The sequence below is a fragment of the Citrobacter sp. genome (assembly GCF_050252275.1).
GTDB classification, from domain to species: domain Bacteria; phylum Pseudomonadota; class Gammaproteobacteria; order Enterobacterales; family Enterobacteriaceae; genus Citrobacter_A; species Citrobacter_A amalonaticus.
In genome coordinates this window covers 1-10,871 of record NZ_JBFWLF010000151.1, presented here as the reverse complement: position 1 = coordinate 10,871, position 10,871 = coordinate 1, and the positions used below count along the sequence as shown (strand labels likewise).

General features: G+C 53.7%; 15 protein-coding genes. 12 read left to right on the top strand and 3 right to left on the bottom strand.

Translation table 11 applies throughout. The features are described 5' to 3' along the window. On the bottom strand, nt 1-562 hold a 562-nt coding region (locus tag AB7E14_RS13780), incomplete at its 3' end, for an MlaE family lipid ABC transporter permease subunit (protein ID WP_428169603.1). A 7-nt stretch (nt 563-569) separates the two neighbouring features. Further along, nucleotides 570-1,382, bottom strand: coding sequence for a phospholipid ABC transporter ATP-binding protein MlaF (gene mlaF / locus AB7E14_RS13775; protein WP_042998300.1), 813 nt, complete (start codon nt 1,380-1,382; stop codon nt 570-572). A gap of 208 nt (nt 1,383-1,590) precedes the next feature. Between mlaF and AB7E14_RS13770 the strand changes: the two genes are divergently transcribed. From AB7E14_RS13770 to yrbL, 12 genes are all read left to right on the top strand, one after another. After that, nucleotides 1,591-2,568 carry a calcium/sodium antiporter gene (locus tag AB7E14_RS13770; protein ID WP_044263648.1) on the top strand — a complete coding sequence of 326 codons (978 nt, stop codon included), beginning with the start codon at nt 1,591-1,593 and terminating at the stop codon, nt 2,566-2,568. A gap of 14 nt (nt 2,569-2,582) precedes the next feature. Further along, nucleotides 2,583-3,569 (top strand): arabinose-5-phosphate isomerase KdsD, encoded by a 987-nt coding sequence (kdsD, locus tag AB7E14_RS13765; protein ID WP_042998302.1) that lies wholly within the window; start codon nt 2,583-2,585, stop codon nt 3,567-3,569. 20 nt (nt 3,570-3,589) lie between these two features. Beyond that, nucleotides 3,590-4,156 (top strand): 3-deoxy-manno-octulosonate-8-phosphatase KdsC, encoded by a 567-nt coding sequence (kdsC, locus tag AB7E14_RS13760; RefSeq protein ID WP_042998303.1) that lies wholly within the window; start codon nt 3,590-3,592, stop codon nt 4,154-4,156. Continuing rightward, a complete protein-coding gene (gene lptC, locus AB7E14_RS13755) occupies nt 4,153-4,728 on the top strand; it encodes an LPS export ABC transporter periplasmic protein LptC (RefSeq protein WP_044255950.1) in 576 nt (191 codons plus the stop codon). Before kdsC ends, lptC begins: the two co-directional genes overlap by 4 nt. Further along, entirely contained in the window at nt 4,697-5,251 is a 555-nt protein-coding gene (lptA, locus tag AB7E14_RS13750) for a lipopolysaccharide ABC transporter substrate-binding protein LptA (RefSeq protein WP_042325045.1), read from the top strand. Before lptC ends, lptA begins: the two co-directional genes overlap by 32 nt. A gap of 6 nt (nt 5,252-5,257) precedes the next feature. After that, nucleotides 5,258-5,983, top strand: a complete 726-nt coding sequence (gene lptB / locus AB7E14_RS13745) for an LPS export ABC transporter ATP-binding protein (RefSeq protein WP_044263650.1) — start codon at nt 5,258-5,260, stop codon at nt 5,981-5,983. A gap of 47 nt (nt 5,984-6,030) precedes the next feature. Further along, nucleotides 6,031-7,464, top strand: a complete 1,434-nt coding sequence (gene rpoN / locus AB7E14_RS13740; protein WP_316962572.1) for an RNA polymerase factor sigma-54 — start codon at nt 6,031-6,033, stop codon at nt 7,462-7,464. A 22-nt stretch (nt 7,465-7,486) separates the two neighbouring features. Beyond that, nucleotides 7,487-7,774, top strand: a complete 288-nt coding sequence (gene hpf / locus AB7E14_RS13735; protein WP_003025078.1) for a ribosome hibernation promoting factor — start codon at nt 7,487-7,489, stop codon at nt 7,772-7,774. A 115-nt stretch (nt 7,775-7,889) separates the two neighbouring features. Next, a complete protein-coding gene (gene ptsN, locus AB7E14_RS13730; RefSeq protein WP_042325036.1) occupies nt 7,890-8,381 on the top strand; it encodes a PTS IIA-like nitrogen regulatory protein PtsN in 492 nt (163 codons plus the stop codon). Between the two features lie 33 nt (nt 8,382-8,414). Next, the gene (gene rapZ / locus AB7E14_RS13725; RefSeq protein ID WP_012908509.1) at nt 8,415-9,269 is read left to right on the top strand and encodes an RNase adapter RapZ; all 855 of its coding nucleotides are present in this window, start codon (nt 8,415-8,417) and stop codon (nt 9,267-9,269) included. Beyond that, nucleotides 9,266-9,538, top strand: coding sequence for a PTS phosphocarrier protein NPr (gene npr / locus AB7E14_RS13720; protein ID WP_042998307.1), 273 nt, complete (start codon nt 9,266-9,268; stop codon nt 9,536-9,538). The genes rapZ and npr overlap by 4 nt, the downstream gene beginning before the upstream one ends. A gap of 200 nt (nt 9,539-9,738) precedes the next feature. Next, nucleotides 9,739-10,371 carry a PhoP regulatory network protein YrbL gene (yrbL, locus tag AB7E14_RS13715; protein WP_216081891.1) on the top strand — a complete coding sequence of 211 codons (633 nt, stop codon included), beginning with the start codon at nt 9,739-9,741 and terminating at the stop codon, nt 10,369-10,371. Nucleotides 10,372-10,378: 7 nt separating this feature from the next. On the opposite strand, the gene mtgA is transcribed toward yrbL, so the two are convergent. Then, a partial coding sequence (gene mtgA, locus AB7E14_RS13710) for a monofunctional biosynthetic peptidoglycan transglycosylase (RefSeq protein ID WP_428169602.1) occupies nt 10,379-10,871 on the bottom strand: 493 nt, incomplete at its 5' end.

The window sequence follows — 10,871 nt, the reverse complement described above, 5'->3', positions numbered from 1 at the left end:
CGGACCAGAAGAAGCCAGCATCAATCCCCTTCCAGCTTACGCCGACCAGAGAACCGCCCCAGATCCCGACGGCCACAAACAAAATCGTCAGCATCGGCAGCGAAATCACGCCCGCCCAGAATCGCGGAGAGATCACCCGGCGCAGGGGATCGACAGCCATCATTTCCATACTGGAAAGCTGCTCGGTCGCGCGCATCAGGCCAATTTCAGCGGTGAGTGCAGAGCCTGCACGCCCCGCAAATAACAACGCGGCGACAACCGGACCGAGTTCACGCAGCAGCGACAGTGCCACTAACATCCCCAGACTGGTTTCCGCGCTATAGGTGGTAAGTACCAGATAGCCCTTCAGCCCCAGCACCATGCCGATAAACACGCCAGAAACAATAATGATCAGCATCGACAGGACGCCCACATTATAAAGCTGGCGCACCAGCAACGGCGCGTGCTTACGAAATTCCGGTTTGCCGACCAGCGCATTGAACAACATTAACCCGGCACGCCCGAACGTTCTGAGAGTTTTAATCCCCTTATGTCCCAGCGTCGCCAGTGCATTTAACAGCATGAGTGGCTTAACTCCCTGTTCCGAGTAAATCAGAGTGATAATCGCCCGCAGGATAGCGGAACGGGACCGGCCCGTCTGCAATGCCATCCAGGAACTGACGCACACGCGGGTCGTCATTCTCTTGCAACGCCTGCGCGCTGCCGTGGGCCACAATCTTTTTGTCCGCCATAATATAGGCGTGATCGGCAATGCTCAGGACTTCCGGCACATCGTGAGAGACCACGACGCAGGTCACGCCCAGCGCATTGTTTAATTCAGAAATCAGTTTGACCAGCACGCCCATGGTGATCGGATCCTGTCCGACAAACGGTTCATCAAACATGATGAGGTCCGGCTCCAGCGCAATGGCGCGTGCTAACGCCGCCCGGCGCGCCATCCCACCGGACAGTTCAGAGGGCATCAGTTTTGCCGCGCCGCGCAGACCGACAGCTTCCAGTTTCATCATCACCGTGCTCTTCAGTAACGGCGGGGGAAGCGTGGTATGTTCGCGTAGCGGATAGGCCACGTTATCAAACACGTTCATGTCGGTGAACAGCGCCCCGGACTGAAACAGCATACTCATCCGTTTACGTACCGTGTAGAGGCGCGAGCGAGACATCTCAGGAATGTTCTCGCCATCAAACAAGATCTCCCCCTTGTCTGGCACAATTTGTCCGCCGATCAGACGCAAGAGCGTCGTTTTACCGATGCCAGATGGCCCCATGATCGCGGTTACCTTGCCACGCGGTACGGTCAGAGAGATGTTATCGAAAATGCAGCGGTCGCCGCGCGTAAAGCTGACATCGCGCATATCGACTAAATTCGCCACAGACTGCCCCATTGATTCATCCTTCGTGTTGCTTGTTGATCTCAGCATGGCGTGGAATTCAGCCATGAACCCAACATATTTACAGAATATTACCCGTGCTGGTTAGCTAAAGCTGGCATTTGTTTTACTTTTTAGCTGCATAAAGTCAAAATTAAGACTTCGTTACGGTTTCCAGACGATCCCGGTGGACCGGCGAGTATACCTGAAGAAAGGACTTTAGATGCTTTTAGCAACGGCGCTGTTAATTATTGGTTTATTATTGGTCGTCTACGGCGCCGACCGCCTGGTTTTTGCCGCGTCAATCTTATGTCGAACCTTCGGGATCCCGCCGCTGATTATCGGTATGACGGTAGTCAGTATAGGCACATCTCTGCCTGAGATTATTGTTTCTGTCGCCGCCTCTCTGCACGGGCAGTTAGATTTAGCCGTCGGCACCGCGCTCGGCTCTAACATTACTAACATTTTGTTGATCCTCGGGCTTGCCGCGCTGATCCACCCTTTTACCGTGCATTCCGATGTTCTGCGTCGCGAATTACCGCTAATGTTGCTGGTTAGCGTGGTGGCCGGATCCGTACTGTATGACGGACAACTCAGCCGCAGCGATGGTATCTTTCTTTTACTGTTAGCCGTGTTATGGCTGCTGTTCATTGTTAAAATCGCCCGTCTCGCTGAGCGTCAGGGCAATGACAGCCTCACCCGGGAACAGGTTGCCGAGTTGCCGCGTGAAGGCGGATTACCGGTGGCGTTTTTATGGCTGGGCATTGCGCTGATTATCATGCCGATGGCGACCCGAATGGTGGTGGATAACGCCACTGTGATTGCCAATTACTTCGCGATGAGCGAACTGACAATTGGCCTGACGGTGATCGCAATTGGCACCAGCCTGCCTGAACTGGCAACCGCTATCGCGGGCGTGCGCAAAGGTGAGAATGATATCGCGGTGGGCAATATCATCGGCGCGAACATTTTTAACCTCACCATTGTTCTCGGCCTTCCCGCTCTGATTACGCCGGGTGACGTCAATCCGCTGGCGTTCAGCCGTGACTACAGCGTGATGCTGCTGGTGAGCATCATCTTTGCATTACTTTGCTGGCGGCGTCCCCGCCAGTCCGGTCGCGGCGCGGGCGTGCTGCTGACCGGCGGTTTTATCGTATGGCTGGCGATGCTGTATTGGCTATCGCCACTTCTCGTTGGATAACTGGAAACAGACATATGTCGCACTTAGCGTTACAACCGGGTTTTGACTTTCAGCAAGCCGGCAAAGAAGTTCTGGCGATTGAACGTGAAGGCCTGGCAGAGCTCGATCAGTACATCAACCAGGATTTCACTCTCGCCTGTGAGAAAATGTTCAACTGCACCGGCAAAGTGGTGGTGATGGGCATGGGGAAATCGGGGCATATTGGCCGCAAAATGGCCGCGACCTTTGCCAGCACCGGCACCTCTTCCTTCTTCGTTCATCCGGGCGAAGCCGCCCACGGCGATCTGGGAATGGTGACCTCGCAGGATGTAGTGATTGCCATCTCCAACTCCGGGGAATCCAGCGAGATCGCGGCCCTGATTCCAGTTCTTAAGCGACTGCAGGTTCAGCTTATCTGCATCACCGGGCGACCAGAAAGCAGCATGGCGCGTGCTGCGGATGTCCATCTGTGTGTTAAAGTACCGCAAGAAGCCTGTCCGCTTGGACTGGCTCCGACAAGCAGCACCACCGCTACATTAGTGATGGGCGATGCGCTGGCGGTGGCGTTATTAAAGGCGCGCGGCTTTACCGCTGAGGATTTTGCTCTGTCGCATCCGGGCGGTGCGCTAGGGCGTAAACTGCTGTTGCGCGTGAACGATATTATGCATACGGGTGATGAAATCCCGCATGTCACCAAAGAAGCCAGCCTGCGCGATGCGCTGCTGGAGATAACCCGCAAGAACCTCGGGATGACCGTAATTTGCGATGATGCGATGAAGATCGACGGTATCTTCACCGACGGTGATTTACGTCGCGTCTTTGATATGGGCGTTGATGTGCGCCAGCTCGGTATCGCCGACGTGATGACGCCAGGGGGCATTCGCGTGCGTCCAGGGATTCTGGCGGTCGATGCCCTGAACTTAATGCAGTCTCGTCATATCACCTCCGTAATGGTTGCCGATGGCGACCAGTTACTCGGTGTGTTACATATGCATGATCTCCTGCGTGCAGGCGTTGTGTAGAAATTCAAGGATAAAAAGAAATGAGCAAAGCAGGTGCGTCGCTTGCGACCTGTTATGGACCCGTCAGCGCAGACGTCATCGCCAAAGCAGAGAATATCCGTCTGCTGATTCTTGATGTCGATGGCGTGCTGTCGGATGGCCTGATTTATATGGGCAACAACGGTGAAGAGCTGAAGGCTTTCAACGTCCGTGACGGTTACGGGATCCGTTGTGCGCTGACGTCTGATATTGACGTCGCCATCATTACCGGACGAAAGGCTAAACTAGTAGAAGATCGGTGTGCCACACTGGGGATCACGCACCTGTATCAGGGGCAGTCGGACAAGCTGGTCGCCTTTCACGATCTGTTGGCAAAACTGGCGATTGCGCCGGAAAATGTGGCCTACGTCGGTGACGATCTGATTGACTGGCCGGTGATGGAAAAAATTGGCCTGAGCATTGCCGTTGCGGATGCGCATCCGTTACTGCTTCCGCGCGCGGATTATGTCACGAAAATCGCGGGCGGACGCGGCGCGGTACGAGAAGTCTGTGATTTATTATTACTGGCGCAGGGTAAGCTTGATGAGGCCAAAGGGCAATCGATATGAGTAAAGCCAGACGTTGGGTTATCATTCTACTGTCATTGGCCGTGCTGGTGCTGATTGGGATTAACCTGGCCGATAAAGACGACACGGCACAGGTGGTGGTGAATACGAGCGATCCGACCTATAAGAGCGAGCATACGGATACCGTTGTCTACAGTCCGGAAGGCGCGCTGAGCTATCGTTTGATCGCCCAACATGTTGAATATTATTCCGATCAGGCCGTTTCGTGGTTCACACAACCCGTATTAACGACGTTTGATAAGGACAAGATCCCGACGTGGTCAATCAAGGCTGATAAAGCCAAGCTGACCGAGGATCGAATGCTGTATCTTTATGGTCACGTTGAAGTCAACGCGCTGGTGCCTGACGCTCAACTTCGCAGAATTACCACCGATAACGCGCAGATCAATCTGGTGACGCAGGATGTTACCTCTGAAGACCTCGTCACGTTATACGGAACAACATTTAACTCCAGCGGACTGAAAATGCGCGGCAACTTACGCAACAAGAACGCCGAGCTGATTGAAAAGGTTAGAACCTCCTATGAAATTCAAAACAAACAAACTCAGCCTTAATCTTGTGCTTGCCAGCTCACTTCTGGCCGCCAGCATTCCGGCGTTCGCCGTCACGGGCGATACCGAACAGCCGATCCACATCGAATCGGACCAGCAGTCTCTGGATATGCAGGGCAACGTCGTGACCTTCACCGGTAATGTCATTGTGACCCAGGGCACTATCAAAATTAACGCCGATAAAGTGGTCGTTACCCGCCCTGGCGGTGAAGAGGGTAAAGAGGTCATTGATGGCTTCGGCAACCCGGCCACGTTCTATCAAATGCAGGACAACGGTAAGCCGGTAAAAGGCCATGCGTCGAAAATGCATTATGAACTGGCGAAAGATTTTGTCGTGCTCACCGGCAATGCGTACCTTGAACAGCTCGACAGCAACATCACCGGTGACAAAATTACCTATCTGGTGAAAGAGCAGAAAATGCAGGCCTTCAGTGAGAAAGGCAAGCGTGTGACCACCGTTCTGGTTCCGTCGCAGTTGCAGGACAAAAACAAAAACCAGGCCCCGGCTCAGAAGAAGAGTAACTAATTCGCTATGGCAACATTAACTGCAAAGAATCTGGCGAAGGCCTACAAAGGCCGCCGCGTCGTGGAAGATGTCAGCCTGACCGTCAACTCGGGCGAGATTGTCGGTCTGCTTGGGCCGAACGGTGCGGGTAAAACCACCACCTTCTATATGGTCGTCGGTATTGTGCCGCGTGATGCCGGTAACATCATTATTGATGATGAAGACATCAGCCTGCTGCCGTTGCACGCCCGCGCGCGCCGCGGAATTGGCTACCTGCCGCAGGAAGCGTCGATTTTTCGCCGCCTGAGCGTGTACGATAACCTGATGGCCGTACTACAAATTCGTGACGATCTCACCAGCGAACAGCGTGAAGACCGCGCTAACGAGCTGATGGAAGAGTTCCACATTGAGCATCTGCGCGACAACATGGGTCAGTCACTCTCCGGCGGGGAACGTCGCCGTGTGGAAATCGCCCGCGCCCTCGCCGCCAACCCGAAATTTATCCTGCTGGATGAACCCTTTGCCGGCGTTGACCCCATCTCCGTTATCGATATCAAACGCATTATTGAGCATCTGCGTGACAGCGGTCTCGGCGTGTTGATTACCGACCATAACGTCCGCGAAACGCTGGCCGTGTGTGAACGCGCCTATATCGTGAGCCAGGGACACCTGATCGCACACGGCACGCCGACAGAAATCCTGCAGGACGAACACGTGAAGCGCGTATACCTTGGGGAAGACTTCAGACTCTGATAGGGTAGAAGTTTGCGACGTCATAGCGGGAGAAAACGACTCTGAACATGAAGCAAGGTTTGCAACTCAGGCTGAGCCAACAACTGGCGATGACGCCGCAGCTACAACAGGCGATTCGTCTGTTGCAGTTGTCCACGCTGGAACTGCAGCAGGAACTCCAGCAAGCGCTGGAAAGCAATCCGTTGCTGGAACAAACCGATCTTCACGACGAAGTTGATACCCGCGAAACTCAGGACAGCGAAACGCTGGATACCGCCGACGCTCTCAAACAAAAAGAGATGCCGGAAGAGTTGCCGCTTGACGCCAGCTGGGATGAAATCTACACCGCCGGTACGCCGTCGGGCACCAGCGGCGACTACATTGACGATGAGCTCCCCGTTTACCAGGGTGAAACCACGCAGACCCTACAGGATTACCTGATGTGGCAGGTGGAACTCACCCCGTTCTCCGATACCGACCGCGCAATCGCCACGTCGATTGTAGATGCCGTTGACGATACCGGTTATCTCACCGTTTCGCTGGACGACATCCTCGAAAGCATGGGCAATGAAGAGGTCGGCCTTGATGAAGTCGAAGCCGTACTCAAACGTATTCAGCGGTTTGATCCCGTAGGCGTGGCGGCAAAAGATCTGCGCGATTGCTTACTGATCCAGCTCTCGCAATTCGACAAATCGACCCCCTTCCTTGAAGAAGCCCGGTTGATCATCAGCGATCATCTCGATCTGCTGGCGAACCACGACTTCCGCACTCTGATGCGCGTCACACGTCTCAAAGAAGAGGTGCTCAAAGAGGCGGTCAATCTGATTCAGTCACTCGATCCCCGACCGGGTCAGTCGATCCAGACCGGCGAACCGGAATACGTGATCCCGGATGTGCTGGTACGCAAGCATAACGGCCACTGGACGGTTGAGCTCAACGGTGACAGCATCCCCCGCCTGCAGATCAATCAGCACTACGCCGCCATGTGCAACGGTGGGCGTAATGACGCCGACAGCCAGTACATCCGCAGTAATTTGCAGGATGCGAAGTGGTTGATTAAGAGTCTGGAAAGCCGCAATGATACCCTGCTGCGTGTCAGCCGTTGCATCGTTGAGCAGCAGCAAGCCTTCTTTGAGCAAGGCGAAGAATTTATGAAACCGATGGTGCTGGCTGACATCGCCCAGGCCGTTGAGATGCACGAATCGACCATTTCTCGTGTGACGACGCAGAAGTATCTGCACAGTCCGCGCGGCATTTTTGAACTGAAGTATTTTTTCTCCAGCCATGTGAATACCGAGGGGGGTGGCGAAGCGTCCTCCACGGCGATCCGCGCACTGGTGAAGAAGTTGATTGCGGCGGAAAACCCCGCGAAGCCTCTGAGCGACAGCAAGCTAACATCAATGCTGTCGGAACAAGGCATCATGGTGGCGCGCCGCACCGTTGCGAAGTACCGAGAGTCTTTATCCATTCCGCCGTCAAACCAGCGCAAACAACTGGTTTGACCCAACCGATAAGGAAGACACTATGCAGCTCAACATCACTGGAAACAACGTCGAGATCACAGAAGCCCTGCGTGACTTTGTGAATACCAAGTTCGCCAAACTCGAACAGTATTTTGACAGGATCAATCAGGTCTATATTGTGTTGAAAGTGGAAAAGGTTACCCACATCTCGGATGCAACACTGCATGTAAACGGTGGCGAAATTCACGCCAGCGCGGAAGGTCAGGATATGTATGCGGCCATTGATGGCCTGATTGACAAGCTGGCAAGACAGCTCACCAAACACAAAGATAAATTGAAACAACACTAATTGTCCGGGCAGTTAGCGGGTGCAGGACGGCCTGTTGTGCAGAACAACAGGCCATTTGTACAGTTAGCGCTCCGAATCCGTTCCGCTGTTGTGGGACGGATTCTTAGGTGAAATTATGATAAATAACGATACGACTCTACAACTGAGCAGTGTACTTAACCAGGAATGTACGCGCAGTGCCGTTCACTGCCAGAGCAAAAAACGCGCGCTGGAAATCATCAGTGAACTGGCTGCAAAACAGCTCAGTCTACCGCCGCAGGTCGTTTTTGAAGCGATCCTGACGCGCGAAAAAATGGGCAGTACCGGCATCGGCAATGGGATCGCCATCCCGCACGGTAAGCTGGAAGAAGATACCCTGCGCGCCGTCGGCGTGTTTGTGCAACTGGAAACGCCCATCGCCTTCGATGCGATTGATAATCAACCTGTTGATCTGCTTTTTGCCCTGCTGGTGCCTGCGGATCAAACCAAAACGCACCTGCATACACTATCGCTGGTGGCTAAGCGTCTGGCGGATAAAACCATCTGCCGTCGACTGCGCGCCGCACAGAGCGATGAAGAGTTGTATCAAATCATCACTGACACCGAAGGCGGTCAGGATGAAGCGTAACTCCCCTTTTTCCGTGGTGAGGAGAAACAGTACATGGTACTGATGATCGTCAGCGGTCGTTCAGGGTCAGGTAAATCTGTCGCCCTGCGCGCGCTGGAAGATATGGGCTTTTACTGCGTGGATAACCTTCCCGTCGTATTGTTACCCGATCTGGCTCGCACGCTTGCCGAACGCCAGATTTCGGCTGCCGTCAGCATTGACGTACGTAATATGCCAGAGTCGCCGGAAATATTTGAGCAGGCGATGAACAACCTGCCCGAGGCGTTCTCGCCGCAGTTGCTGTTCCTCGATGCCGATCGCAACACGTTGATTCGTCGCTACAGCGATACGCGTCGTCTGCACCCTCTCTCCAGCAAGAACCTGTCGCTGGAAAGCGCCATTGATCAGGAAAGTGACCTGCTGGAACCGCTGCGTTCTCGCGCCGACCTGATCGTCGACACCTCAGAAATGTCGGTGCATGAACTGGCTGAAATGCTGCGGACCCGCCTGTTGGGTAAACGTGAGCGTGAACTGACGATGGTGTTTGAGTCCTTCGGCTTTAAGCACGGTATCCCCATCGATGCCGATTACGTTTTCGACGTCCGCTTTCTGCCAAACCCGCACTGGGATCCGAAACTGCGTCCAATGACCGGTCTCGACAAGCCCGTCGCCGCCTTCCTCGACAGACACACAGAAGTACACAATTTTATCTACCAGACTCGCAGCTATCTTGAGCTATGGTTACCCATGCTGGAGACCAACAACCGTAGCTATCTGACCGTTGCTATCGGTTGTACCGGCGGGAAACACCGTTCGGTGTATATTGCAGAACAGCTGGCAGACTACTTCCGCTCACGCGGTAAAAACGTACAGTCACGCCATCGTACGCTGGAAAAACGCAAAACATGACCGTGAAGCAAACTGTTGAAATCACGAACAAGCTGGGCATGCATGCCCGGCCAGCAATGAAGCTCTTTGAATTAATGCAGGGATTTGACGCGGAAGTCCTGCTACGAAATGATGAAGGCACCGAAGCGGAAGCCAACAGCGTCATCGCATTACTGATGCTGGACTCCGCCAAAGGCCGACAGATTGAAGTTGAAGCCTCCGGTCCGCAAGAGGTTGAAGCGCTGGCGGCCGTCATCGCTCTTTTCAATTCGGGATTCGACGAAGACTGAGTTTTCTCGTTCCGCGGATACCTTCACAGAAAACGCCACCAGGCGTTTTTTTTCGTTTTTGCTCCCTTAAACTGTACAATTCGTGCGCTTTTTAACTTAAGAATTACCTTAAGAAAACCTTAAGACAAGTCGTTTAGGTTTCATTTAACCTGAGTGTTCATACTGGATTATTGTCAGTAAATATTTCCAGGATATCACTCATGATTCGTTTATCAGCAGAGACTCCCCTGGGCACCGGACGACATCGTAAGTGTTATGCGCATCCGGATGATGCCCAACGTTGTATTAAGATCGTTTACAACAGTGGACAGGGCGGCGACAAAGAGACACAGCGTGAACTGAAGTACTATGCTCACCTCTCTCGCTACCTGAAAGACTGGAGCGGTATCCCACGCTATTACGGCACGGTCGAGACCGACTGCGGAACGGGTTACGTTTACGATGTGATTGCCGATTACGACGGCAAGCCGTCCATCACTCTCACCGAATTTGCCAAACAATGTCGTTACGAAGACGACTTTGCCGTGCTGCGTCAGCTGCTGAAGACGCTAAAACGCTACCTGCGTGACAACCATATCGTCACCATGACGCTGAAACCACAGAACATTCTTTGTCACCGTATCAGCGAATCGGAAGTGGTGCCGGTGGTTTGCGATAATATTGGCGAAGGGACGTTGATCCCGCTGGCGACCTGGTCAAAATGGTTCTGCCATCGTAAGCAGGAAAGACTGTGGCAGCGTTTTATCGCCCAACCGGTACTGGCCGTCGCGCTGGAAAAAGACGTCCATCCGAAAGAACGCAGCGGATTGTCACTCTCTTCGCGCGAGGCGTAATGCAGATTTAATGCAGGTGGTGGCGGGTCATAAACGACTCCCCACCCAACTGTCGCATTTGACGCAGTATCCACGCCTGACGGCTACGCACATAGCCTGAAGGTGCTGCGGCCTTAAAGCGCAGAGGATTGGGTAATACAGCGGCAAGCAGCGCCGCTTCTGACTGAGTCAATCGGCTGGCCGGTTTGCCAAAATAGCGTTGTGCGGCGGCTTCGACGCCAAATACGCCATCACCAAATTCCGCGATATTCAGGTAAACCGTCAGGATCCGCTTCTTGCTCCAGACCGTCTCTACACCGACGGTAAGTCCGGCTTCCAGCCCTTTCCGCAACCAGCTACGCCCATCCCAGAGAAAGAGATTTTTAACCGTTTGCTGTGACAATGTTGACGCGCCGCGAATGCGGTTTTCATTACGTTCGTTATGTGACAGCGCTTTTTCGATGGCAGCAACGTCAAAACCCCAGTGGTCCGGGAAGGTCTGGTCTTCTGCGGCAATCACC